Origin of the sequence: Actinacidiphila bryophytorum, from assembly GCF_016916835.1 — a bacterium.
Taxonomy (GTDB): domain Bacteria; phylum Actinomycetota; class Actinomycetes; order Streptomycetales; family Streptomycetaceae; genus Actinacidiphila; species Actinacidiphila bryophytorum.
In genome coordinates, this window is sequence record NZ_JAFFIX010000020.1 from 30,825 (window position 1) to 55,128 (window position 24,304).

Genomic DNA, 24,304 nt, shown 5'->3' on the forward strand with positions numbered 1-24,304 from the left:
TGTGCTAGGAGAGTATCGAATCACCGGGCGGGGCGCATCGGGTATTGCCGCCGACATCGAGAGCGCGGTCGGCAGCGGTGCCCTGCGGCCCGGTGAGTCGCTGCCGCCGCTGCGCGAACTGGCCGTGGAACTGGACGTCAACCCCAACACGGTGGCGGCCGCCTACCGGCTGCTGCGGGACCGCGGGGTGATCGAGACCGCGGGCCGCCGCGGCAGCCGGGTCAGGGCGCGGCCCGCCACCGCGCCGCGCGAGCAGATCAGGATCGCCGTGCCGCCGGGCGCGCGGGACATCTCCAGCGGCAATCCCGACCCGGCGCTGCTGCCGCCGCTGGCCGAGGCACTCGCCGCGGCAGCCGCCCGGCATGCGCGCTCTCCCGCCCTCTACGGCGGGCCGCCGGTGGACGAGGAGTTGGGCCGGATGGCGCGCGCTGCCCTGGACGCCGACGGAGTGCCCGCCGGGCCGGTCGGTCTCACCTCGGGCTCGCTGGACGCTATGGACCGCGTCCTCACCGCGCATCTGCGGCCCGGTGACGCGGTGGCCGTCGAGGACCCGGGCTGGGGGAGCGTGCTCGACCTCGTGCCCGCCCTCGGGCTGCGGGTCGTGCCGGTCGCCGTGGACGACGAGGGACCGCTGGTCGAGGAGGTCGCGCGCGCCCTGCGCTCCGGGATCCGCGCCCTGGTGGTGACCGACCGCGGGCAGAATCCGACCGGGGCGGCCCTGTCGGCGGCGCGCGCCGCCGACCTGCGCGCCCTGCTGGCCGGCCACCGCGAGGTCCTGGTGATCGACGACGACCACGTCAGCGGCATCGTGGACCTGCCGCTGCACTGCCTGGCGGGCGTCACCGACCACTGGGCGCTGGTGCGTTCGGTGGCGAAGGCGTACGGCCCCGATCTGCGGCTGGCGCTCTACACCGGCGACGCCACCACGGTGGACCGGGTACGCGGCCGGCACCGGCTCGGTGCCGGCTGGGTCAGCCATCTGCTGCAGCACGCCCTGGTCCACCTGTGGCAGACCCACGCCATCGACCCCGCGGCCGTCGCCAGGTCCTACGACGAGCGGCGCCAGGCGCTGGTGGCGGCGCTGGCCGCCCGCGGTGTGCCCTCCCACGGGCGCAGCGGCATGAACGTGTGGGTGCCGGTCAGCGACGAGACCGGCGCCGTCGCGGGCCTGCTCCAGCGCGGCTGGGCCGTCGCGCCGGGTGCCCGCTTCCGTGCCCGTTCGGCACCCGGTGTGCGGCTGACCGTCTCACTGCTCGCGCCCGGCGACATCGAGCCGCTGGCCGACGCCGTCGCCGAGGTGCTGCACGGCGGCCGGGCCGCGGGCCGCTACGGCTGAGGGTCGCGAGCAGGCCGCGGCTTGGGGCGGCGCTGGGTCAGTGCGGCGCCGACCAGGATGACCACCGCGCCGACCGGCTCGTTCCAGTGCAGCGTCTCGCCGAGCAGCACCACACCCGCGGTGGTCGCCACGATCGGTATCAGGTAGGTGACCATGGCGCCGATCGTCGGACCCTTCTCGGCGACCAGGCCGTACTGGATCAGGAAGGCCACCCCCGTGCCCAGCGCCCCCAGCGCCAGCACCGACAGCACCGACTTGGCGGGCCAGGTGTCGGGCATCGAGGTGAAGAAGGGCGTGACCACCAGCAGTTGCACCGTGCCCAGCAGCAACTGGCTCGCCGACACCGCCAGGTGCGAGCTCCCGGTGCTGGTCAGGGTGCGGCGGACGTACGCCCAGCCCACCGCGTAGCTGACCGCTGCGGTCAGCGCCATGAGCGTGCCCTTGGGGTCCTGGCCCGAGAAGCCCTGCCAGGCGCCGAGCACGGTCAGCACCCCGATGAAGCCGACGCCGACGCCCGCGAAGCGCTCCCGCGAAGGCCGGTCCTCCGACAGCGCGACGAGCGAGACCAGCATCGAGAACAGCGGGGTGGCCGCATTGCATATACCGGCCAGCATCGAGGGGATGGTCTGCTCGGCGGTCGCGAAGAGCGTGAACGGCAGCGAGTTGAGCAGGAAGGCCGCGACCGCCAGGTGCCCCCAGGTCCGCGGTGAGCGCGGCAGCCGTTCCCGCTTGACCGCGACCGCCGCGCCGAGCACCGCGGTGCCGAAGACCATCCGGCCCAGCGTGACCTGGAGGGGGGCGAATGCCTCGTTGCCCACCTTCATGAAAAGGAAGCTGAACCCCCAGACCAGACCGAGAGCGGCGAACCGGATCCGCCAGTCCACCGCGGGCCGGCGTGTGCCGGCCTTCCCGTCCACGGGGACGGATGCGGGAGCGGAAGAGGGGGCGGCGGGCGGGGTGGCGGCGACGGGTCGGCTCCGGGCAGGTGCGGTCATGCACCCACGATGACGGCTGGGACCTCGTAGAACAAGCGAGATTTCGTACACAGTCAGCGTAGTATTTCTTACATGTTGAGTCTGGAGCGCCTCCGCATCCTGCACGCCATCGACACCTACGGTTCGGTGAGCGCCGCCGCCGACGTGCTCAGCGTGACCACCTCCGCGGTCTCGCAGCAGATGGCCAAGCTGGAGCGGGAGACCGGCCAGTCACTGCTGGCCAAGAGCGGCCGCGGGGTGCGGCTCACCGACGCCGGGCGGCTGCTGTCCGGGCACGCCGAGCGGATACTGTCGCTGGTCGAGCTGGCGCACGCCGACCTGGAGGCGCACCGCGGGGCCGCGCTCGGCGACCTGATCGCCGGCGCCTTCCCCACCGCGGTGCGCGGGCTCTTCCCCGCGGCCCTCACCGAGCTGCGGCGCGAGCACCCGCAGCTGCGGACGATGGTGCACGAGCTGGAGCCGCACGACTCGCTCGCCCGCCTCAACCGCGGCGACATCGACCTGGCGGTCGTCCTCGACTGGTACAACAAGCCGCTGTCGCTGCCCGGCGGGCTGGCCAAGGCGCCGCTCTTCGACGACATCGTCGATGTGGCGCTGCCGGCCGGGCACCCGCTGGAGGGCCGCTCGCGGATCGACCTGGACGAGCTGGCGGGCGAGTCCTGGATCGCCTGGCCGGACGGCGGCTTCTGCCACGAGTGGCTGCTGTTCACCCTGCGCGGCAAGGGCATCGAGCCGCGGATCGCGCACCACGCGGAGGAGCACGCCACGGTGCTCGCGCTGGTCGCCGCGGGGCTCGGGGTCGCCGTCATCCCGCGGCTCGGCCGCGACCCGATGCCGGAGGGGGTGCGGGTGGTCCCGGTGCGCCACACCATGCGGCGGCACGTCTACGCGGTGTGGCGCGAGGACGCCGACCGCCGCCCGGCGATCCGGGCGGCGGTGGACGCCCTGGGCACGGCGGCGCGCGCCTACGCCTGACGCGGCGCGGCCCGGCGGCCCAGGGGGCTTGGGGGGATCAGCCCATCGTGACGGAGTCACCGGAGACGGCGACCGCCTGCGAGGGCAGCGGGCTGGTGGCCGGGCCGTGGGCCACCGAGCCGTCGGCCGCGTTGAACTTGCTGCCGTGGCAGTGGCAGTTGATGGTGCCGCCCGAGACGTCGGCGACGACGCAGCCCTGGTGGGTGCAGACCGCCGAGAAGCCCTTGAACGTGCCGGCCGTCGGCTGGGTGACGACCACCTTCTGGTCGGCGAAGACCTTCCCGCCGCCGACCGGGATGTCCGAGGTCTTCCCCAGCGGCGTCCCCCCGCCGGAGCCGCCGGAGCCGCCCGACCCGTCGGAGGCGGAGGGCGTGCCGGCGTCGGATGCCGCACCGGACGAGGGTGCGCCGGAGGCGGGCGCGTCCGCGGCCGACCCCGAGTCCGAGTCGGACCCGCACGCGGTGAGGACGGCGGCGAGTCCGGCACCGCCTGCCGCGGCGACGACGGTGCGGCGGGTGGGGGGCATGGAGGAGCCGGGAAATTCGGCCATGAGCTGCATCCTGTCCGCTGGTGGGTGCCGGGCGGCGGAGTTCGACCGCCCGGCGGCGTGAGGGCACGCGTGTCCGTTCATACGGGTGCCCGCGGTGATCCGTTCAACGACGCGCGCGGGAATTCCCCCGGGCGCCGCAGCCGTCACTCCGCCACCAGCCGCACGGACCGCCCCCGGACCGGCGATAACCTGGGGCAATGCTGAGAGACGTGACGGGCATCCGCTATGTGACGCCGCTGCGCGAGGGCGGCTCGGTGCCCGGCGTGGTCGAGGCCGACGACCTGGGCACGTACGTGGTGAAGTTCAGCGGCGCCGCCCAGGGCCGCAAGGCGCTGGTCGCCGAGGTGATCGCCGGTGAGCTTGGCCGCAGGCTCGGGCTGCGGGTGCCGGAGCTGGTCCGCTTCGACTTCGACCCGGTGATCGGCCTCGGCGAGCCGGACGAGGAGATCCAGGACCTGCTGCGGGCCAGCGGCGGCCTCAACCTGGGTATGGACTTCCTGCCCGGCTCCCTCGGCTTCGACCCGCTGGTCTTCGGCGTCGACCCCGCGGAGGCGAGCCGGATCGTCTGGTTCGACGCGCTGATCGGCAATGTCGACAGGTCCTGGCGCAACCCCAACATGCTGGTCTGGCACCGCAACCTGTGGCTGATCGACCACGGCGCCTCGCTGATCTGGCACCACAACTGGAAGACCGCGCAGACCGCGTCCGCGAAGGCCTACGACGCCTCCGACCACGCCCTGTCGCGCTTCTCGCCGCGGCCGGCCGCCGCGGCGGCGGAACTGGCGCCGCAGGTCACGGCGGAACTGCTCGCCGAGGTCACCGCGCTGGTCCCTGACGAGTGGCTGGCCGACGAGCCGGGCTTCGGCACGCCCGACGACGTACGCGGCGCGTACGGCGAACTGCTCGCCGCCCGGGCGGCGGACGTCCACGAACGGATCACGCTGGCACCCGTGCAGCGCGACCGGCAGCCGCCGCCGGAGTGGCTGCGCACCTGGGTCGAGGGGAAGAACGCCTGATGGGCGGGCGCGAGGTGTTCGAGTACGCGCTGGTGCGCGTGGTGCCGCGGATCGAGCGCGGCGAGATGATCAACGCGGGGGTGCTGGTCTACTGCCGTGCGGCGTCCTTCGTCGGCGCCCGGGTGCACCTGGACGAGACCCGGCTGCGCTGCCTGGACGCCGACGTGGACGTCGCGGGGGTGCGGGCCGCCCTGCGCGGCTACCAGGACGTCTGCGCGGGCGGTGAGGACGCGGGACAGGCCGGCGGCGACGACCCGGGCCGGCGCTTCCGCTGGCTGACCGCGCCGCGCAGCACCATCGTGCAGCCCGGGCCGATCCACACCGGGCTGACCGCCGACCCGCGGGCCGAGGCCGACCGGCTGCTCGACCTGCTGGTCCGCTGATCGCGCGCCCGCCCGGGCCGCCGGTGTGCTGAACCACATCGCCCGTGGTGGCGTTGACACTGGGTCACTGTCCTCCTACGGTTTCGGCAACGGGACCTACTAAGCGGTCGCTCATGCGTCGAGACGCGGACCGGCCGCACCACAGGGCTGAGGAGAACAGATGTCCAGCACCGAGCAGCGCGTCGCGATCGTCACCGGCGCCGCCCGCGGAATCGGCGCCGCCACGGCGGTGCGGCTGGCCGAGCAGGGCCGCGCCGTCGCCGTACTCGACCTCGACGAGAGCGCCTGCAAGGACACCGTCGAGACCATCACCGGGGCCGGCGGCCGGGCCGTCGCGGTGGGCGCCGACGTGTCGGACGAGGCGCAGGTCCAGGCCGCCGTGGAGCGGGTCGCCGCCGAACTGGGCAGGCCGACCGTCCTGGTCAACAACGCCGGGGTGCTGCGCGACAACCTGCTGTTCAAGATGAGCGCCGGCGACTGGGACACCGTCATGGGCGTCCACCTGCGCGGCGCCTTCCTGATGACCCGCGCCGTCCAGAGCCACATGGTCGACGCGCACTTCGGCCGGGTCGTCAACCTCTCCTCGTCCTCCGCGCTGGGCAACCGCGGCCAGGCCAACTACGCCGCCGCCAAGGCGGGACTGCAGGGCTTCACCAAGACCCTCGCCATCGAACTGGGCAAATTCGGCGTCACCGCCAACGCGGTCGCCCCCGGCTTCATCGTCACCGACATGACCGCCGCGACCGCCGCCCGGGTCGGCATGGACTTCGAGGACTTCCAGACCGCCGCCGCCACCCAGATCCCCGTCCAGCGCGTCGGCAGGCCCGCGGACGTCGCGGGCGCCATCGCCTTCTTCACCGGCGACGACGCCGGATTCGTCTCGGGACAGGTGCTGTACGTGGCCGGCGGCCCGCTCGACTGACCGGCCGGAGGCCCGACATCATGAACCAGCTCCCCAGCACCACCCCCGCCGCGGACACCGGCAGGGTCGCCCTGGTCACCGGCGCGAGCCGCGGCATCGGCTACGGCATCGCCCAGGCCCTGGTCGCCCGCGGCGACCGGGTGTGCATCACAGGACGCAACGAGGACGCGCTCAAGGAGGCCGTCGAGCGGCTCGGCCCCGACCGGGTGATCGGCGTCGCGGGCAAGGCCCACGACGAGGCGCACCAGGCGGTCGCCGTCGAGCGCACCATGGAGGCCTTCGGCCGGGTCGACTACCTGGCCAACAACGCGGGCACCAACCCCGTCTACGGCCTGCTCGCCGACCTCGACCTCGGCGTCGCACGCAAGGTCTACGAGACCAACGTGATCTCCGCGCTCGGCTTCGCCCAGCAGACCTGGAAGGCCTGGCAGAAGGACAACGGCGGCGCGATCCTCAACATCACCTCGATCGCCGGGCTCGCCCCCTCGCCCTTCATCGGCGCCTACGGCATCAGCAAGGCCGCGATGGTCAACCTGACGGTGCAGCTGGCCGCCGAGATGGCGCCCGGCGTGCGGGTCAACTCCATCGCCCCCGCGGTGGTCAAGACGAAGTTCGCCGCAGCCCTGTACGAGGGCCGCGAGGAGGAGGCCGCGGCCGGCTACCCGCTCGGGCGGCTCGGCGTGCCCGACGACATCGGCGGCGCCGCGGCCTTCCTGCTCGGCGACGAGGCCGGCTGGATCACCGGCCAGAACCTGGTGATCGACGGCGGGCTCTTCCTGCGCGCGGGCGGCGCCTGACCGCCCTGAGCACCCGGCCCCGGGCCGCACCCGGGGCCGGAGGTCCGCCGCGATGCGGGCGTTGTCAGTGCCTGCCGGTACGTTCTGACGCAGTAACGGATCGCGTACCGGAGGTTCCCGACGTGCCCAGCATGCTGCCCGACTCCTGGCAGAGCGTCCTCGGCGAGGAGTTGGACAAGCCCTACTTCCAGCAGCTCGACGAATTCGTGGAGGCGGAGCGGAAGGAGCACCGCATCTTCCCGCCCCGCGAGGAGGTCTTCGCGGCGCTGGAGGCGACGCCCTTCGACCGCGTCAAGGTGCTGATCCTCGGCCAGGACCCCTACCACGGCGAGGGCCAGGGCCACGGGCTGTGCTTCTCGGTCCGCCCCGGTGTGCGGACCCCGCCCTCGCTGCGCAACATCTTCAAGGAGATGCGCGACGAGCTGGGCCACCCCGTGCCCGACAACGGCTACCTGCTGCCCTGGGCCGAGCAGGGCGTGCTGCTGCTCAACGCGGTGCTGACGGTCCGTGAGGCGGAGGCCAACTCCCACAAGGGCAAGGGATGGGAGAAGTTCACCGACGCGGTGATCACCGCGGTGTCCGCGCGCACCGACCCCGCGGTCTTCGTGCTGTGGGGCAACTACGCCAAGAAGAAGCTGCCGCTGATCGACACCGCCCGGCACACCGTCATCCAGGGCGCCCACCCCTCGCCGCTGTCGGCCAAGCTCTTCCTCGGCAGCCGCCCCTTCACGCAGATCGACGCGGCGGTCCGTGCGCAGGGGCACGAGCCCATCGACTGGCGCATCCCCGATCTGGGGGTGCGCGCCGGTTAGCGTCGTCGGATGCGAGGACATCAGGAGGCGCCGATGGGCGACCCGGCGGCCGCGGACGACGCCATGACGGGCAGGATCGGGCAGGTGGTGATGCTGCTGCACGCCGGGGACCGGGACGAGGCGCGCAACCGCTTCACGGCGCTGTGGGCGGAGCTGGGCGAGCAGGGCGACCCCCTGCACCGCTGCACTGTCGCCCACTACCTGGCCGACACCCAGGACGACCCGGAGGACGAGCTGTCCTGGGACCTGCGGGCGCTGCGGGCCGCGGACACCGTGGCCGCCGAGCCGGCGGGCGACGAGCGCAGGGCCGGCCAGGTGCGCGGCTTCTACCCGTCGCTGCACCTCAACCTGGCCGCGGCCTACGCCCGGGTCGGCGAGGACCGGCTGGCCCTCAGCCACCTGGGCCTGGCCCGCAAGGCCTGCGGCGACCTCGCGCAGGACGCGTACGGCGACGGGGTGCGGGCCGCGGTGGGCCGCCTCGAACTGCGGCTGACCGGTTCGGGTCAGCTGCCGTAGGCCCGCGCGCAGATGGTGGCGGCGGCGCTGCCCGCCGCCCAGCCGCCGTACGTACGCCCCAGCGCGCACACCCCGCTCGTCAGGCCGCTCCCGCCGCCCCGCGGTGCCGGGCGGGGCCGTGGCGCCCCCGAGCGGGGCGCCCGGTGCCTGACCGGCGGCGTGCCGTGCGGCTTCGCGGCCGGCCGCCGCCTCTGCGTCCGTACCGCCCCCGACGGGGCTCCGGTGGCGACACGCGCCTCCCCGGCGTCCGGCCGTACGGTCGCCAGCAGCGGCCGGGCCGGCGGTGGCGTCAGCTCAACCACGCCGGGTGCCGGGCGGGTCGGTGCCGGGACGGCGGCGGGCGGGGGAGCGGAGACGGTGGTGCATCCGGCGGCGGCGCAGACCGCCAGCAGGAGCACCGCAGCGGGCAGCAGGCGCACCCCGCCCACACTGCCCGCACGCCACCGGCACCCGACAGTCCCCGCAGGGGTGAAAGGCCCGCCGGCGCATACCCGCCGCTCACCCGCCCGGGTGAGCGCAGCCCCGCGGCACCCCGGCCGGAAGCCGCCCGCGATCAGGCCCGTATGCTGCGGTGACACCCCTGCGGCCAGGGGAAGTACGGCACCAGCACCACGGCACACGGCCACAGCGGCGCCGGCCCCGACGGCCGGCCGCCGCCGCAGCAGACCGGCACAAGGAGCACGGATGGCTTCGGGCAGCGCCCCCCTGAGGATCGGCGTCATCGGACTCGGTGACATCGCGCAGAAGGCGTACCTTCCGGTGCTGACCGCCCAGCCGGGCCTGGAGATCCACCTGCAGACCCGCACCCCCGCGACCCTGGACCGGATCGGCGACGCCTACCGGCTGCCGCACCGGCACACCACCCTCGACGCGCTGCTCGGCCAGGACCTGGACGCCGCCTTCGTGCACGCGCCCACCGAGCACCATGTCGACATCGCCGCCCGCGTCATCGAGGCGGGCGTGCCGGTCTACGTCGACAAACCGCTCGCCAGGGACGCCGCGGGCGCCCGCCGCCTGGTCTCGCTCGCCGAGGAGCGAGGGGTGCCGCTGATGGTCGGCTTCAACCGCCGCCACGCGCCCGGCTACCTGCAGTGCCTGGACCACCCGCGGGACCTGATCTTCCTGCAGAAGAACCGCGTCGGCCTGGCCGACGTCCCCAGCGAGGTCGTCTTCGACGACTTCATCCACGTCGTGGACACCCTGCGCTTCCTCGCACCGGGCACGGTCGAGGAGGTCAGGGTCTCGGCGAAGGTCGAGGGCGGCCTGCTGCACCACATCGTGCTGCAGCTGTCGGGCGACGGCTTCACCGCGATCGGCTCGATGAACCGGATGAGCGGCTCGGTCGAGGAGAGCCTCGACGTCAGCGGCGCCGACACCAGGCGCCAGGTGCTCAACCTCGCCGAGGTCGTCGACCACAAGGGCCAGCCGACCGTGCGCCGCCGCGGCGACTGGGTGCCGGTCGCCCGGCAGCGGGGCATCGAGCAGATCACCCTGGCCTTCCTCGACGCGGTCCGCGCCGGCACCGTACTGGACGCACGCGACGCGCTGGCCACCCACGAGCTGTGCGAACGGATCGTCACCGAGGTACGGGAACAGGCCCTCTGACCGCGCGCGTCAGCTCGTAGGCCGCCGCGGCCAGCACCAGCAGCAGCGCCAGGTGCGGCACCCAGTCGCCGAAGCGCACATACAGGCTGCGGCCCGAGGCCAGCGGCACCTGGTAGACCGCGGTGGTGCTCTGTGCGGTGCCGATCCTGCGGCCGACCCGGTGGCCGTCGGCGGTGTAGACCGCGCTGATACCGGTCAGCGTGGCGTGCACCATCGGGCGCCAGTCCTCCGCGGCCCGCAGGGCGGCGAGTGACGCGTGCTGCGCGGGCGCCCAGCTGTGCTGGAAGGACGACGTGGAGGACTGGGCGACCAGCAGCTGGGCGCCGTCGCCCGCCAGATGGCGGCTCATGTCGGGGAAGGCCGTCTCGAAGCACACCAGTGGCCCGAACCGCAGGCCCCCGGCGTCCATCACCACCTGCCGGCTGCCCGGCTGCCGGTCCTCGCCCGCCGCCTTGCCCACCGAGGTCGCCCAGCCGAGCACCGACCGCAGCGGGATGTACTCGCCGAACGGCACCAGCCGCATCTTGTCGTACGTCGGCCCGACCGGCCCGTCCGGGCCGATCAGCACCGAGGTCTTGGAGATGCCGCTGCCGTCGGCCCGCGCCGCGTCCACGTTGACCAGCAGGTCGGCGCCGACCTGCCGGGACAGCGCGGCCAGCCGGCGGGCCACGTCGGGGCGCGCGCTCAGATCGACGCCGATGCTGCTCTCGCCCCAGACCACCAGGTCCGGGTGGCTGCCGGCCAGTTGCCGGGTCAGCTGCACCTCCCGGTCAAGCCGCGCGTCGCCGGTGGCGACCACCCCCGGCTGCACCACCGCGATCCTGGTGCTGCCCGCCTCCCCGGGGCGCGGTGTCCACAGCCAGACCGCGCAGGTCAGCACCGCGGTGGCCAGCAGCGCCCCGGCGGCGGACCTGCGGATCCCGGGGACGGCCAGCAGCGCGACCACGGCGGTGTTCACCAGCACCACCAGCACGCTGGCCAGCCACACCCCGCCGACCGACACCAGCCGCAGCGCGGGCGCCACCTGCCACTGACTGGCCCCCAGCAGCCCCCAGGGACCGCCCAGATACTGCCAGGACCGCACCAGCTCCACCATCAGCCAGCCGCACGGCAGCAGCACCAGCGCGGGCCCGACCCGCGGCGGCCCCACCGCACCCGCGCCGAGCAGCCGGCGCACCAGCCAGCCCCAGGGCGCCCACAGCGCGCCGAGCAGCAGCGCCAGCACCACGATGAAGACGTTCAGGCTCGGGATCAGCCAGTGGTGGACGGCGAGCATGAAGCCGGCGCCGCCCAGCCACCCGTCCAGCGCGGCCCGGCGCGGACTTGCCGCGGAGCGCGCGAGCAGCATCCACGGCACCAGGGCCACATAGGCCAGCCACCACAGCGACGGTGCGGGAAAGGCCAGCGCGGGCAGCGCCCCGGCAAGTGCCGCGGCAGCGCCGCGGGTCCAGGGCGACGCGAGCCGCGTCCGCTGTTCCTGGGCCGTCACCGTCATACGCGCTCCCTGACCTGTCGGCGAACCCCGCCGTCCGCCTGCCGGGGTGTGGAGCGACCAGTGTCGTCGCTTCCCCGTCTTCCGGTCAGGCGCCGACATGCGGGCGTACGGCGTGTCGGGTGCCCGTCCGGCCGGCGGGCGAGTGCCCCTGCGGTCAGGGCAGCCGGTTCCAGGAGGTCAGCACATGGCGGCCGTGCTCGGAGCCGATCCTGCTGACGGTGCCGGTGGCGAGCTGGAAGAGGGCGCCGTCGGCGGGCGGCAGGCCCAGCCGACGGGCCGTCACCACCCGCAGCAGGTGGGCGTGGGCGACCAGCACCACGTCGCCGCCCTCGCCGTTGGTGAAGGCCGCCTCGACCCGGGCCAGGACCCGGTCGGCGCGCTCGCCGATCTGCTGCGGGGTCTCACCCGGATGGCCCTCGGGTCCCGGGACCACGCCGTCGGTCCACAGGTCCCAGCCGGGGCGCTCGCGCAGGATCTCCCGGGTGGTCACGCCCTCGTAGCCGCCGTAGTCCCACTCGTGCAGGCCCGGGTCGACCCTGGTGTCGTCGAGGCCGGCCAGCTTCGCGGTGTCGCGGGCGCGCTGCATCGGGCTGGTGAGGACGCAGGAGATGTGCCGGGAGGCGAGCAGCGGGGCGAGCGAGCGGGCCTGCGCCTCGCCGTTCGCGGTGAGCGGCAGGTCGGTGTAACTGGTGTGCTGCCCTGTCAGGCTCCACTCGGTCTCACCGTGCCGGATCAGCACCAGTTCGCCCATTGCCGCACCTCCTGCGACGCCGTTCGGCGCCCCGAATTGATCATACGTCGCACGCGTGTGACACGCGGGCGGCGGGAAGGTCTCACCTGTCACGACGGCGTCTTACGATGACCGCGCGCCCCCGACCGCCCCGCCGTCCGCCGACAGCAACAGGAGCTGCCATGAACGACGCCCCCCGCACCTACGACGTGATCGTCATCGGTGCAGGACCGGTCGGTGAGAATCTGGCGGACCGCACCCGTGCCGCGGGGCTGAGCACGGTGGTGGTGGAGAGCGAACTGGTCGGCGGCGAGTGCTCGTACTGGGCGTGCATGCCCAGCAAGGCGCTGCTGCGCCCCGCCCTCGCGCTCGCCGACGCCCGCCGGCTGCCGGGGATCCAGCGCGCCGTGCGGGGGCCGCTCGACACCCCGGCGGTGCTGGCCAGGCGCGACGACTTCACCTCGCACTGGAAGGACGACGGCCAGGTCGGCTGGCTCCAGTCGGTCGACGTGGACCTGGTACGCGGCCACGGCCGGCTGGACGGTCCGCGCCAGGTGGCCGTCACCACCCCCGAGGGCGGGACCGTACGGCTGACCGCGCGGCACGCGGTGGCGGTCTGCACGGGGACGACCGCGGCGCTGCCGCCCATGCCGGGGATCGACGACGTCCACCCGTGGACCAGCAGGGACGCCACCAGCGCCAAGCAGGCGCCGCGGCGGCTCGCAGTGGTCGGCGGCGGTGTCGTCGCGGTGGAGATGGCCACCGCCTGGCAGGCGCTCGGCTCCCAGGTCACGCTGCTGGTACGCGGCAGCGGCCTGCTGGACCGGGTCGAGCCCTTCGCCGGCGAGATGGTCACCGAAGCGCTGCGCGAGGCCGGGGTCGACGTGCGATTCGGGGCGAACGTCGCCTCGGTCGAGCGGGACGGCGCCCACGGCGAGGTGAGGATCGGCCTCGAAGGCGGCGCCCGGGTCAGCGCGGACGAGGTGCTCTTCGCCATCGGACGCGCCCCGCACACCGGCGACATCGGCCTGGAGACCGTCGGCCTCAAGCCCGGTGGCTGGCTGAGGGTGGACGACACCTGCCAGGTCACCGGGGTGGAGGGCGGCTGGCTGTACGCGGCGGGCGACGTCAACCACCGGGCGCTGCTCACCCACCAGGGCAAGTACCAGGGCCGGATGGCCGGCGCGGCGATCGGCGCCCGCGCCAAGGGCGAGCCGGTGGACGACGCGCCCTGGGGCGCGCACGTGGCGACCGCCGACCACTCCGCGGTGCCGCAGGTGGTCTTCACCGACCCCGAGGTCGCCGCAGTCGGCCTGTCCGCGGCCGAGGCGGAGCAGGCCGGGCGCCGCACCAAGGTCGTGGACTACGACCTGGCCCAGGTCGCGGGCGCCAGCCTGTACGGCGACGACTACCGCGGCCGGGCCAGGATGGTCGTGGACCTGGACCGCAACGTCCTGCTGGGCGTCACCTTCGTCGGACCCGGGGTCGGCGAGCTGCTGCACTCGGCGACGGTGGCGGTCGCCGGCGAGGTGCCGGTGGACCGGCTGTGGCACGCCGTCCCGGCCTACCCGACGGTCAGCGAGGTCTGGCTGCGATTGCTGGAGACCTACCGCGGCTGACCCGGCCGGGCACGCCGGGAACTCAGCTCACTTCGTCCCCGCGAGCTGCGGGTAGAGCGCGGTCGGGTCGGCTGCCAGACCCGCCTTGACCTGCTTGCTGAGGTCGTCGGCGAGCACCTCGTGCGCCCCGTCGGCGAGGCCGGCCAGCGCGGTGCGCGCCACGTCCGCGGGGTCCAGCTTGGGCGCGGTGACGGCGGCGGCCATGTCGGTGTCCATGTAGCCGACGTGCAGCGCCGTGACCTGGGTGCCCTGCTCCGCCAGCGTCACCCGCAGAGCGTTGGTCACCGACCACTCGGCCGACTTCGCGGCGGAGTAGGCGGCGGTGTCGGGCAGCGTGACCCAGGACAGCACGGAGAGCACGTTGAGGACCGCGCCGCCGCCGTTGCGGGCCAGGACCGGCGCGAAGGACCGGCTCACGTCCAGGGTGCCCAGCACGTGGGTCTCGAACTCCGTGCGGTACGCGTCCAGTGCGCCGTCGAGGATGGCCGCTCCCGTGGAGCTGCCGGCGTTGTTGACCAGCAAGGTGACGTCCTGCGCCTGCTCGGCCGCGGCCCGTACCGAGGCGGGGTCCGTGATGTCCAGGGCGATCGGCACCGCCCCGGGGACCCGCACGCTCGCGGGGTTGCGGGCGGCCGCGTAGACCTTGGCGGCGCCGGCGTCGAGCAGCGCCTTCACGAACTGCTCGCCGAGGCCCCGGTTGCCGCCGGTGACGAGTGCGACTGCGCCTTCGATCTGCATGACTGGTCCTTCGGTAGGGGTGTGGCTGTGCTCCCGACCGGAGGAAACCGATCGGTTTCCACCCACTGTAAACCGATCTGTTTCCCCTGTCGAGTCCGCGCGGTAGTCTCGGACCATGGCCACCACCACGAAGCACCAGGGGTCGCCCGCACAGGAGCCGGCGCCCGCCGCGAAGGGCTCGTCGCGAGACCGCCTGCTGGACACCGCGTCCGCGCTCTTCTACCGGCAGGGCGTGGGCACCGGGATCGACGCGCTGTGCAAGGCCGCCGGTGTCTCGAAGCGCTCGATGTACCAGCTCTTCACCGGCAAGGACGACATGCTGGCCGCCGCGCTCGAGCGGTCCTCGGCCGGCTACCAGGCCCTGGTCATGCCGCCGCCGGACAGCCCCGCCGAGCCCCGCGCCCGGATGCTGCACGTATTCGAGCGGCTGGAGCAGACCGCGCTCTCCGCCGACTACCGCGGCTGCCCCTTCCTGGCCACCCAGGTCGAGCTGAAGGACCCCGTGCACCCCGCGAGCGTGGTCGCCGCGCGCGGCAAGCAGGTGCTCACCGACTTCTTCCGCGCCGAGGCGGAACGCGGCGGCGCCGCCGATCCCGAGCTGCTGGCCCGCCAGTTGACGCTGGTCTTCGACGGGGGCAGCGCGAGGGCCGGGATCGGCGCCGACACCCTGGAAGGGCTCGCGGTCACCACCGCCGCCGCGCTGATCGACGCGGCGGGCGTCAGGGCCTGAGGCCGCCCGGGACCCGCGGTCCAGCGGTGTTCCACACCGTGGTCATGGCGTCCATCATGTGGGCAGGTGTTTGGCCCGCCGCGCCCGCGCCGGTTACGTTGCGCGGCATGCAGCGCACCACACACCTGACGACGCGAGGTCATGTCGACCTCAAGCGTGTGTGCTCCGCCGCGTGTCACCAGGTCTGACAGCACGGCTCCCCGAGGAGCCCCCACGAGGCTGCCCGCCCGCCCGGTCCACCGCCGGGGCGGACCGCAGGTACGCCCCGCCGCCGTCGGACCGACCTGGAAGGCCACCGTGGTTGCCCTGCCGCCCGAACGCCGCGACACCGCACCGCTGCCCCCCACCCCGCTGCGCCGAGCCGACGCCCGGCCGCCCGCGGGACCGCCGCGCCGCCAGCCGGCCGCCGGCGTCGTGCTCGGCGCGATCCTCGACCACGGCCCGGTCGCCCGCAGCACCGTCGCCCGGCTGACCGGCCTGTCCCCGGCCGCGGTCAGCGGGCACAGCGCGCAGTTCCTGGCCCGCGGGCTGGTCAGGGAGAGCCCGGAGACCGCCGGGCCGCGCGGACTCGGCCGCCCGCACATCCCGCTGGAGATCGACACCAGCCGCCACCTGGTGGCCGGCGCCCACATCGCCGTCGCCCACTCGACCCTGGCGCTGATGGACCTGCGCGGCCGGCTCGCCGCCGTCGAGCGCCGGCCGCACACCGGCACCGACCCGCAGCAGGTGCTCGCCGGGCTCGCCGCCCGGCTGCCCCGGCTGGTCGCCGCCCACGCGCAGGGCCGCACCGTGCTGGGCCTCGGTGTGGCCACCGGCCAGTGGGTGGACCCCGACGCCGGGGTGATCGTGGACCACCCGCGGCTGGGCTGGCGCGACGTGGCGGCCCGTGAGGTCCTGGCCGCGGCCACCGGACTGCCCGTGCACGTCGACAGCCACTCCCGGGCGCTGGCCCGCGCCGAGCAGCTGCTGGGCGCGGTCGCCACCCGCAAGAGCGCGGTGCTCCTCTTCGTCGGCGCCGTCGTGGACGCCGCCTTCGCCACCTCCGGCGGCGTCCACCGCGGCCCCCGCTCGGGCGCCGGCAGCGTCGCCCACCTGCCGGTCGGCCCCGGCGCACCCGAAGCCGAGCCCTGTACGTGCGGCACGCCCGGCTGCCTGCAGTCCGAGGTCTCCGAGCCCGCGCTCGTGCGGCGGGCCGTACAACGCGGCCTGGACGTCCCCGACTTCCGGGCGCTGCTCGACCTCGCGCTGGCCGGGGAGCCGCGGGCGGTCGACCTCTTCCGGCGGCGGGCGCTGCTGGTGGGCCGGGCCGTCGCCCTGCTGCTCGACATGTTCGACCCGGAGGTCGTGGTGGTCGTCGAACCCGGCGCCGGACGGCTCCCCGAGTGTCTGGGCGTGCTGCGCTCCGAGGTCGCCGCCCGCTCCTGGGTCTGCGACGACCCGGAGCGAGCGGTGGTGCCGAGCAGCTTCACCGGCTCCGTCCTGCCGGTCGCGGGCGCCGCGGTGGCGCTCGGGGCGCTCTACGCCGACCCGCTCGGACCGTGGCCCGCGCTGCCGGCCGTGTGCTGAGCAGGTGTCATACCGGCCCGGCCGCCGCAATATCCGACTTAATTCAGGCAGTTGCATTGTTGACCCGGGCGCGAGCCGGAAGCGAGAATGGACACATGAACGGTGAGCAGCGGAATCCGGAGCAGGTGCCGATAGCGGCGCTTTCCTTCCGCTCGCCCGTCGGCAGGGCCGCAGGCACCGCCCATTGTGCGTGTTGTCGCAGCACCGTCGGGGCCTGATCGCCGCCGCGCCCGCCCCTGCATTTCCCGTTCATTCCGGCACGCCCAGCAGGAGGCCGCCGAGGTCGCCGCCACCGTCGAGGCGGCCGTCACCGGCGTCCGGGTCGTCAAGGGCTTCGGGCAGGAGCAGCGCGAACTCGCCGGCCTGGAAGCCAAGGCCAGGCGGCTGTTCTCCTCCCGGCTGCGGGTCGTGCGCTACACCAGCCGCTACACCCCCGCCCTGCAGGCCGTCCCCGCACTCGGCCAGGTCGCGGTGCTCGCGCTCGGCGGCTGGCTCGCCCTGAACGGCCGGATCTCGCTGGGCACCTTCCTGGCCTTCACCAGCTACCTCGGCTCCTTCGTCACCCCGGTCCGCCAGGTCGCCACCCTGCTCACCGTCTGGCAGCAGGCACGGGCCGGCACAGAACGCGTCCTGGAAGTCATCGACGAGGCCCCCGTCATCACCGACGCGCCCGACGCCGTCGACCTGCCCGCGGGACCCCTGTCGATCAGCCGGCAGGACGTCACCTTCGGCTACGGGGCAGGCCGCGAACCGCTGCTGCGCGACTTTTCCCTGGACATCGCCCCCGGCGAGACCGTCGCCCTCATCGGCCCCGCGGGCTCCGGCAAGTCCACCGCGGCCGCCCTGCTGCCGCGCTTCTACGACGTGGCGTCCGGCTCGGTGAAGGTCGGCGGCACCGACGTACGCGACCTGCGCCTGGCGGCCAGCCCTCGTCCACGACGCAGCGGGCCAGACGCAGACGACCGGTCTCGGTCAGAGGTGCATTACGGTGTGGCATGAGGGCCTTCCGGGCCGGTGGGACGTCGCAATCCACACCGAACCCGGAAGGCCCTCACCCGTTCAAGATCACACGACCGTGATCATCACCACTGTCCACAACCTCCCAGGACAGAACACCTAGCGGTGCGTTCGCCTTCCCCGCCGTCGTGGCTTGTCGCGCAGTTCCCCGCGCCCCTGAAAAACGCTCACCCTCCTCCGTGGGGGCAACCACCAGGGGCGCGGGGAACTGCGCGCCCCGCCCGAACGGGCGGAAAGAAGGCACCGTCACAGCAAGTGGCAATCACCCCGGGGCGCGGGGAACGGCGCGGGGAACCACGACGCACCCGGGGGCAAGCGCACCGCAAGGGTCAGGGGCGCGGGGGGATCGTGAGGGCGATTTTGCCGCGGGTGTGGCCGGATTCCACGGCCCGGAGGGCCTGGTCCGCCTCCGCGAGGGGGTACGTGCGGGTGACGTGGGGGTCGAGGGCGCCGTCGAGGACCAGGGCGGCAACCGCCGAGAGGACCGCGCCCGTACGGGCGCGAACGATGGCGCTGCCGCCCAGCTCGACGGCCAGCGCCTTGTCCGCACCGCTGACCAGCCGGGACCGCTCACCGACCAGTGGCGCAAGTTCGCGCAGCGAGTCACCGCCGACGAGGTCGAGCAGCCCGTCGACCCCGCCGGGGGCAGCGGCGCGGACGCGGTCCGCGACACCCGGCCCCGAGGCCACCGGGATCACGCCGAGGGACTTCGCGAAGTCCCCCTTGGCGGCGCTGGCCGTGCCGACCACCGTGAGCCCGGCGTGCCGGGCGATCTGCGCGGCGGAGACGCCGACACCGCCGCCGACGCCGTTGACCAGCAGGGTCGCCCCGGCGGGCAGGCCGAGCTGGACGAGGGCGTCGTAGGCGGTGGCCGCCGCCACCGGCAGGGTGGCCGCGTCGGTCCAGGACAGGCCGGCCGGCTTGTGCGCGGTGCCGGCCGCGGGCAGCAGCGTCAGTTCGGCGTAGCCGCCGGTGTCGGTGCTGCCGAAGACCTCGTCGCCGGGCGCGAAGCCCTCCACGCCGGGGCCGACCTCCTCGACCACGCCGGCGGCCTCGCTGCCGAAGACCGACGGCAGGTCGGTGGGCGGGCCGCCGGCCCGCCGGTAGCCGCCGCGCCGCTTCCAGTCGACGGGGTTGACGCCCGCGGCCCTTACCGCGATGAGCAGCTGGCCGGGTCCCGGCACCGGCCGAGGCAGGTCGGCGAAGGCCTCGGTCTCGGGGCCGCCGAAGGCGGTGTGGAGGTAGGCGGTGGGCATGGCGTGCTCCTGGGGGTGCGGATCAGTGCGGGTCGGCGCGGGTCAGCGGTCGCCGGGGACCTGGAGGAAGTGGAAGAGCGTGCTGCGGCGCAGCGTGAAGCCGAGCGACTCGTACAGCCGTATCGCACCGGTGTTGACGGCGGCGGCGTGCAGGAACGGCGTGTCGCCGCGGGCGCCGATACCGGCTGCGGTGTGCAGCACGAGCCGGGAGGCGAGCCCTTGGCCGCGGTGCTCGTCGTCGGTGCAGACCGCGCTGATCTCGGTCCAGCCGGGCGGCCGGAGCCGCTCGCCGGCCATCGCGACGAGCCGGCCCCCGCGGCGGATGCCGTAGTAGGCGCCCATCTCGACGGTGCCGGGCAGGAAGGGTCCCGGCTTGGCCCGCTCGACGAGGGCGAGCATCTCCGGCACGTCGGACGGGCCGAGCCGCTCGGCCTCGGGGTCGGTGCGGGCCTCGACGGCTGTTGCGACCATCTGGACGCCCTGCCCCGACTGGCCGGTGTCCCAGCCGTCGGGCAGCGTCTGCACCCCGGCGATGGCGAAGGAGTTGCCCGCGCCGACCAGGTCGGCCAGGTCCGCCCAGGACTGCGGCTGCCCGGGGTCGGCGACGGCCACGAAGGGCGACACGTCGGTGCGGTACCGGGCGGCGGAGCCGACGGTCTGCGCCAGGTGCCGGTGCGGGCCGTTCAGCGCGGCCCAGGCGGCGTTGTCCAGGACGTGCGGCTCCGCGGACTCCCGCGGCGGCGACGGGTGCGAGGGATCGAGTCGGGTCGACATGATCGGGGTGCTGCTCCGTTTCTGCGCCGGGGGCGCCGGCGCTCACCGTGGGCAACCCGATCACGCGGCGGGAAAATCCCGCAGCCGGCACCGTCTCGGCCCTTGGGAACTCCCGCTGCCCGGGTCCGTACCCGCTCGCGGGCCGGGGGTCAGAAGCGCACGCCCGCGGCGAGCAGGGCGAACTGCCGGTCGTAGAGGGCGACCAGGTCCACCTTGCCGTCGTGCCGCACCCAGTGCCGTACCACCGCGGTCGCAACGGCGATGAGCGCGGCGGCGGCGCAGTGCACGTCGAGGTCGTCGGGGTCGCGGCCGGTGCGCTCGCTGATCACCGCGGCCACCACGTCCTGGCTGCGCTGCAGCTCGTCCCAGGAGCGCGCCCTGATCGCCGGGTCGGTGAAGCCCAGCCGGGTGCGCAGCAGCAGTTCGTCGTGGTCCTCCTCCAGCAGCCGCCCGAGCGAGTCGGTCAGCGCGTACCGGATCGAGTCGATGATCGGCTCGCCCTGCGGCCTGGCCCGCAGCGCCTCCACGAGCGCGGGGTCGTACTCGTCGCGGAGGACGACGTCCTCCTTGGTGGGGAAGTAGCGGAAGAAGGTACTGGGGGAGACCTCGGCCGCGTCGGCGATCTGGTCGACGGTGGTGGCCTCGTAGCCCTGGGCTGCGAAGAGGCGGTAGGCCTCGCGCCTGATGGTCTGCAGGGTGCGCTGCTTCTTGCGCTCCCGCAGGCCCGGCTCCGGCACGGTCGGGGTCTCCTTGGCGTTCATGCCAGCGATTGTCCGTTGTCGGCGGCGGATATGGCGACCTCGCGCGCGGCCGGTGCCTGGGCGTCGGACACGGCCTCGCTCGCGGCTGCGTCCGCCGCCTTGCCCGGCAGGAGGAGCGCCGCGAGGACGGCCGCGGCCAGCGCGATGGCCGCGCACACCAGCAGCGCGAGGCTCATGCCGTGCACGAAGGCGCGGTGCGCCGAGTCCAGCAGGCCGGGGTCGCCCAGCCGGGCGGCCACCGCGCCTGCGCCGCTGACCGAGTCGCGGGCCGCGGCGGCGTCCTGCCCGTGCAGCCCGCCGGTGCTCAGCCGGGCCAGGTAGCCCGCGCTCAGCAGACTGCCCAGGCCCGCGACGCCGAGCACCCCGCCGACCTGCTGCACGGTCTCCAGCAGGCTGGTGCCTCGGCCGGACCGCTCGGCGGGCAGCGACGCCATGACCAGGCTGGTCGCCGGGACCACGGCCAGCCCGAAGCCGAAGCCGGTCAGGGTCAGCCACAGCGCGGCATAGCTGTATCCGTCGCCGCTGCCGGTGGCCGCGCCGGCCAGGGTGCCCGCGGCGAAGACCAGCAGCCCGGCCGCGACCACCACCCGGGCGCCGAGCCGCGGCACCAGCGTCTCGCCGAGTGTGGCGGCGGCCATCAATCCGCCGATCAGCGGCAGGATGCGCAGCCCGGTGCCGAACGCGTCGTGCCCGAGCACCTCCTGCAGGTACTGCGGGACGACGAACATGATGCCCATCAGGGCGAAGTTCACGAACACCGCGATCAGGGTGCCCCAGCGGAAGCGCGGGTCGGCGAACAGCCGCAGGTCCACCAGCGGGTGCGCGTACCGCCGCTGCCACCAGCCGAAGACGGCGAGCAGTGCCGCACCGCCGACGACACCGCCGAGCACCTTCGGGCTGCCCCAGCCGTCGTCGGGGACCAGGATCGTGCCGTAGACGAGGGCGGTGATGCCCAGCGCGCTGAGCACGGTGCCGACGGTGTCGAAGGGCGCGGGCTCGGTGCGCTGCCTGGTGCGGTCCGACGGCAGCAGCCACACCGAGGCGGCCAGGGCGAGCACGACGACGGGGACGTTGAAGAGGAAGACCGAGCCCCACCAGAAGTGGTTGAGCAGCCAGCCGCCCACCAGCGGTCCCACCGGCATGCCCACCGCGGTCGCCGCGGTCCACACGCCGATCGCCTTGGGCAGTTCCGCGGCGCCGAAGACCCGGGGGAGCACGGCCATCGACACCGGCATGATCATCGCCGCGGCCAGGCCCAGGACGGTGCGCACCGCTATCAGCTGACCGGGCGAGTCCGCCTGGGTGCCGGCCAGCGACGCCAGGCCGAACAGGGTGATGCCGCCGACCAGGACGCGCTTGTGGCCGTAGCGGTCGCCGAGCAGCCCGACCGGCAGCATCGCCACCGAGAGGGCCAGCAGGTAGCCGCCGTTGATCCACTGCAACTGGGCGCTGTCGGCGCCCAGTTCGCCTGACAGCGTGGGCAGCGCCACGGTGATGACGGTGCCGTCCAGGGCGATGATCAGCACGCTCAGGGTCAGGGCGGCCAGCGCCCACCAGCGGCGCGGGGAGTCCGCGAGCGGGGGAGGAGCTGCTACGGGGACGGACATGACGCCTCCTGGAAGTCGACTGCTTAAAGACAGTAACTCCCAGGAAGCTGTCTCATGTCAAATGACAGTAAGCTTTCAGTTTGCCTTGCGGTGGCCCGCCGCCTTCTTCGCCGGCTTCTTGGCCGCGGTCTTGCGTGCCGCGGTCTTCTTGGCGGCCGTCTTCTTCGCCGCCTTCTTGGCGGTGCGCTTGCCGGACGTCCCCTCCCGGTCGCCCTTGGAACTCAGCTCGGTGACCGTCGCGTGCCGCCCCTCCCCGCCGCCGCGGCTGTCCTTGGCCTGGTCCACCGAGGCCTGCAGCGCCGACATCAGGTCCACCACCTGCCCGCCGCGGCCCTCCCCGCCCGCGGCCGGCGGCTCCGCGCCCTCCAGCTTCGCCGTCACCAGCGCCTCGACCGCGGCCGCGTACTCGTCGTGGTACGCCGACAGGTCCGCCTCGCCCAGCGCCTCGATCAGGGTGTCGGCCAGCTGCAGCTCGTTGTCGCTGATGTTGACCTTGCCGCGCGGCACCGCGTCGGCCGCCGAGTTCAGCTCGTCCGGCCAGCGCAGCGTCTGCAGCAGCAGGATGTCGTCGCGTGCGGTGATCAGCGCCAGGTGCTCGGAGTTGCGCATCGCGAACTTGCCGACCGCCGCCTTGCCCGAGCGGGCCAGCGCCTCGCGCATCAGGACGTACGGCTTGTTCGCCGTCGGGGAGGACGGCGCCAGGAAGTACGGCGTGTCCAGCTGCATCGCGTCCACCGAGGCCGCCTCCACGAAGCCGCTCACCTCGATGGTCTTGGCGGTCGGCAGCGGCAGCGCCTGCAGGTCGGCGTCGGTGACCTCGACCAGCTGGTCGTCCGGAGTCTCGAAGGCCCGGCCGATGTCCGCGGAGGTCAGCACCTCCTCGTCCAGCTCGCAGGTCTTCTGATAGCGCACCCGGCCCTGGTCGGCCAGATGGATCTGCCGGAAGCTGATCTTGTGGCTCGACACCGCGGATCCGAGCTTCACCGGGATGGAGACCAGGCCGAAGGCCAGGGTCCCGCTCCAGACGCTGCGCATAGCGTGTCCTTTTTGTGGGGCTATGGGATCTTTATGGTATGCCGATCACCGAGGTCGAGGGCCGCCAGATCAAGCTCAGCCACCTCGACCGGGTGCTCTGGCCGGAGACCGGAACCACCAAGGGCGAGCTGCTGCACTACTACGCGAGCGTCGCCGAAGTCCTCATCCCGCACTGCTCAGGACGCCCCGTCAGCTTCGTGCGGACCCCCGACGGCGTGCAGGGCCAGCGCTTCTTCCAGAAACGCCCGCCCGCCGGTACGCCCGACTGGGTGACGACCGCGGAAACGCTCAGGAGCAGCGGCGAACTCATGCCGCAGGTCCAGGTCAACGACCTCGCCACCCTGATGTGGGCGGCCAACCTCGCCTGCGTGGAGATCCACACCCCGCAGTGGCGCTCAGCGGCGCCGGGAACCGCCGACCGCCTGGTCGTCGACCTCGACCCCGGCCCCGGCCGCACGGTGATCGACTGCTGCGAGGTGGCGCTGCTGCTGCGGGAGCGGCTCGCCGCCGACGGCATCGAGACCTGGGCCAAGACCAGCGGCTCGAAGGGCCTGCACCTCTACGCCGCGCTGAGCGGCGCCGACTCGCGGGAGGCCTCCGCCTACGCCCGGCGCGTCGCCCAGGAACTGGAACGCGCGCACCCCGACCGGGTGGTCTCCCGCATGGCGAAGGCGGACCGGGCCGGGCGGGTGTTCATCGACTGGTCGCAGAACTCGGCGAAGAAGACGACGGCGACGCCGTATACGGTACGGGCCCGGCCTTTTCCGACGGTCTCCACGCCGCTGGCATGGTCCGAGGTGGCCTCCGCGGCCACCCCCGCGGAGCTCACCTTCACCCTCGCCGACCTCCCCCCGCGCCTCGCCACCCACGGCGACCTCCTGTCCCCCCTCCTGTCCGCCGACGCGGCGGCCCCGCTCCCTTAGGTGATTGCCCCTTGCTGTGGCGTTGCGTCCTTCCCGCCGTGGACGGGGGCGCTCCGTTCTCCCCCAGAGGGGGGTACCCCCACGCGCCCCTGAGGGGTGCCCTCTCCCGCAGAGGTGGCGCTTTGAGGCGGTGCCGTCTGCCTGCG

At 74.0% G+C, this 24,304-nt stretch carries 24 protein-coding genes and 1 pseudogene; 14 read left to right on the plus strand and 11 right to left on the minus strand.

Features of this window, described 5'->3' with window-relative positions; genetic code table 11:
* Position 1: 1 nt before the first annotated feature.
* Positions 2 to 1,336, plus strand: coding sequence for an aminotransferase class I/II-fold pyridoxal phosphate-dependent enzyme (locus JT723_RS25150; RefSeq protein ID WP_205047059.1), 1,335 nt, complete (start codon positions 2 to 4; stop codon positions 1,334 to 1,336).
* Here JT723_RS25150 and JT723_RS25155 read toward each other — a convergent pair.
* A complete protein-coding gene (locus JT723_RS25155; protein WP_205047060.1) occupies positions 1,327 to 2,331 on the minus strand; it encodes a DMT family transporter in 1,005 nt (334 codons plus the stop codon). The two genes, JT723_RS25150 and JT723_RS25155, sit on opposite strands and share 10 nt — an antisense overlap.
* 72 nt (positions 2,332 to 2,403) lie before the next feature.
* Here JT723_RS25155 and JT723_RS25160 point away from each other — a divergent pair, with 72 nt between their 5' ends.
* On the plus strand, positions 2,404 to 3,306 hold the full coding sequence (locus tag JT723_RS25160) for a LysR family transcriptional regulator (RefSeq protein ID WP_205047061.1): 903 nt from the start codon (positions 2,404 to 2,406) through the stop codon (positions 3,304 to 3,306).
* Between the two features lie 37 nt (positions 3,307 to 3,343).
* Here the strand turns inward: JT723_RS25160 and JT723_RS25165 are convergent, their stop codons facing one another.
* The gene (locus JT723_RS25165; protein WP_205047062.1) at positions 3,344 to 3,856 is read right to left on the minus strand and encodes a Rieske (2Fe-2S) protein; all 513 of its coding nucleotides are present in this window, start codon (positions 3,854 to 3,856) and stop codon (positions 3,344 to 3,346) included.
* Between the two features lie 197 nt (positions 3,857 to 4,053).
* Between JT723_RS25165 and JT723_RS25170 the strand changes: the two genes are divergently transcribed.
* The 6 genes from JT723_RS25170 to JT723_RS25195 all read left to right on the plus strand — a co-directional run bounded on the left by JT723_RS25170 (position 4,054) and on the right by JT723_RS25195 (position 8,302).
* A complete protein-coding gene (locus tag JT723_RS25170) occupies positions 4,054 to 4,872 on the plus strand; it encodes a HipA family kinase (RefSeq protein WP_205047063.1) in 819 nt (272 codons plus the stop codon).
* Positions 4,872 to 5,255 carry a DUF3037 domain-containing protein gene (locus JT723_RS25175; RefSeq protein WP_205047064.1) on the plus strand — a complete coding sequence of 128 codons (384 nt, stop codon included), beginning with the start codon at positions 4,872 to 4,874 and terminating at the stop codon, positions 5,253 to 5,255. Before JT723_RS25170 ends, JT723_RS25175 begins: the two co-directional genes overlap by 1 nt.
* A 160-nt stretch (positions 5,256 to 5,415) precedes the next feature.
* Positions 5,416 to 6,177, plus strand: coding sequence for a 3-oxoacyl-ACP reductase FabG (gene fabG / locus JT723_RS25180; RefSeq protein ID WP_205047065.1), 762 nt, complete (start codon positions 5,416 to 5,418; stop codon positions 6,175 to 6,177).
* 20 nt (positions 6,178 to 6,197) lie between these two features.
* On the plus strand, positions 6,198 to 6,974 hold the full coding sequence (locus JT723_RS25185) for an SDR family oxidoreductase (protein WP_205047066.1): 777 nt from the start codon (positions 6,198 to 6,200) through the stop codon (positions 6,972 to 6,974).
* A 122-nt stretch (positions 6,975 to 7,096) separates the two neighbouring features.
* On the plus strand, positions 7,097 to 7,786 hold the full coding sequence (ung, locus tag JT723_RS25190) for a uracil-DNA glycosylase (protein ID WP_205047067.1): 690 nt from the start codon (positions 7,097 to 7,099) through the stop codon (positions 7,784 to 7,786).
* A gap of 9 nt (positions 7,787 to 7,795) precedes the next feature.
* Positions 7,796 to 8,302, plus strand: a complete 507-nt coding sequence (locus JT723_RS25195; protein WP_240166161.1) for a hypothetical protein — start codon at positions 7,796 to 7,798, stop codon at positions 8,300 to 8,302.
* On the opposite strand, the gene JT723_RS25200 is transcribed toward JT723_RS25195, so the two are convergent.
* Complete coding sequence (locus JT723_RS25200; RefSeq protein ID WP_205047068.1) at positions 8,290 to 8,721, minus strand: hypothetical protein; 432 nt, start codon at positions 8,719 to 8,721, stop codon at positions 8,290 to 8,292. The genes JT723_RS25195 and JT723_RS25200 overlap by 13 nt on opposite strands.
* Positions 8,722 to 9,007: 286 nt before the next feature.
* Here JT723_RS25200 and JT723_RS25205 point away from each other — a divergent pair, with 286 nt between their 5' ends.
* Positions 9,008 to 9,907: a Gfo/Idh/MocA family protein gene (locus JT723_RS25205; RefSeq protein ID WP_205047151.1), complete on the plus strand. Its 900-nt coding sequence runs from the start codon at positions 9,008 to 9,010 to the stop codon at positions 9,905 to 9,907.
* On the opposite strand, the gene lnt is transcribed toward JT723_RS25205, so the two are convergent.
* Complete coding sequence (gene lnt, locus JT723_RS25210; RefSeq protein WP_240166162.1) at positions 9,879 to 11,402, minus strand: apolipoprotein N-acyltransferase; 1,524 nt, start codon at positions 11,400 to 11,402, stop codon at positions 9,879 to 9,881. The genes JT723_RS25205 and lnt overlap by 29 nt on opposite strands.
* Before the next feature lie 154 nt (positions 11,403 to 11,556).
* Positions 11,557 to 12,153, minus strand: coding sequence for a histidine phosphatase family protein (locus JT723_RS25215; RefSeq protein WP_205047070.1), 597 nt, complete (start codon positions 12,151 to 12,153; stop codon positions 11,557 to 11,559).
* Between the two features lie 161 nt (positions 12,154 to 12,314).
* On the opposite strand from JT723_RS25215, the gene JT723_RS25220 reads away from it, so the two are divergent.
* Positions 12,315 to 13,751: a dihydrolipoyl dehydrogenase family protein gene (locus JT723_RS25220; RefSeq protein ID WP_205047071.1), complete on the plus strand. Its 1,437-nt coding sequence runs from the start codon at positions 12,315 to 12,317 to the stop codon at positions 13,749 to 13,751.
* 27 nt (positions 13,752 to 13,778) lie between these two features.
* Here JT723_RS25220 and JT723_RS25225 read toward each other — a convergent pair whose 3' ends face one another.
* Positions 13,779 to 14,489 carry an SDR family oxidoreductase gene (locus JT723_RS25225; RefSeq protein ID WP_205047072.1) on the minus strand — a complete coding sequence of 237 codons (711 nt, stop codon included), beginning with the start codon at positions 14,487 to 14,489 and terminating at the stop codon, positions 13,779 to 13,781.
* 115 nt (positions 14,490 to 14,604) lie between these two features.
* On the opposite strand from JT723_RS25225, the gene JT723_RS25230 reads away from it, so the two are divergent.
* From JT723_RS25230 to JT723_RS25240, 3 genes and pseudogenes are all read left to right on the plus strand, one after another.
* Positions 14,605 to 15,219: a TetR/AcrR family transcriptional regulator gene (locus tag JT723_RS25230; RefSeq protein WP_205047073.1), complete on the plus strand. Its 615-nt coding sequence runs from the start codon at positions 14,605 to 14,607 to the stop codon at positions 15,217 to 15,219.
* A gap of 297 nt (positions 15,220 to 15,516) precedes the next feature.
* The gene (locus tag JT723_RS25235) at positions 15,517 to 16,785 is read left to right on the plus strand and encodes an ROK family protein (RefSeq protein ID WP_251512671.1); all 1,269 of its coding nucleotides are present in this window, start codon (positions 15,517 to 15,519) and stop codon (positions 16,783 to 16,785) included.
* Between the two features lie 180 nt (positions 16,786 to 16,965).
* Positions 16,966 to 17,709 (plus strand): annotated as a pseudogene (locus JT723_RS25240) (ABC transporter transmembrane domain-containing protein); the annotation flags it as partial.
* A gap of 422 nt (positions 17,710 to 18,131) precedes the next feature.
* Here JT723_RS25240 and JT723_RS25245 read toward each other — a convergent pair.
* From JT723_RS25245 to ku, 5 genes are all read right to left on the minus strand, one after another.
* Positions 18,132 to 19,058 carry an NADP-dependent oxidoreductase gene (locus tag JT723_RS25245; RefSeq protein WP_205047075.1) on the minus strand — a complete coding sequence of 309 codons (927 nt, stop codon included), beginning with the start codon at positions 19,056 to 19,058 and terminating at the stop codon, positions 18,132 to 18,134.
* Between the two features lie 42 nt (positions 19,059 to 19,100).
* Positions 19,101 to 19,832, minus strand: a complete 732-nt coding sequence (locus JT723_RS25250) for a GNAT family N-acetyltransferase (protein WP_205047076.1) — start codon at positions 19,830 to 19,832, stop codon at positions 19,101 to 19,103.
* A 149-nt stretch (positions 19,833 to 19,981) separates the two neighbouring features.
* Entirely contained in the window at positions 19,982 to 20,593 is a 612-nt protein-coding gene (locus JT723_RS25255) for an acyl-CoA-like ligand-binding transcription factor (RefSeq protein ID WP_205047077.1), read from the minus strand.
* Positions 20,590 to 22,200 (minus strand): MFS transporter, encoded by a 1,611-nt coding sequence (locus tag JT723_RS25260; RefSeq protein WP_205047078.1) that lies wholly within the window; start codon positions 22,198 to 22,200, stop codon positions 20,590 to 20,592. The genes JT723_RS25255 and JT723_RS25260 overlap by 4 nt, the downstream gene beginning before the upstream one ends.
* 75 nt (positions 22,201 to 22,275) lie before the next feature.
* Entirely contained in the window at positions 22,276 to 23,235 is a 960-nt protein-coding gene (ku, locus tag JT723_RS25265; RefSeq protein ID WP_205047079.1) for a non-homologous end joining protein Ku, read from the minus strand.
* Positions 23,236 to 23,273: 38 nt separating this feature from the next.
* Between ku and ligD the strand changes: the two genes are divergently transcribed.
* The gene (ligD, locus tag JT723_RS25270; protein ID WP_205047080.1) at positions 23,274 to 24,158 is read left to right on the plus strand and encodes a non-homologous end-joining DNA ligase; all 885 of its coding nucleotides are present in this window, start codon (positions 23,274 to 23,276) and stop codon (positions 24,156 to 24,158) included.
* Positions 24,159 to 24,304 lie beyond the last annotated feature (146 nt).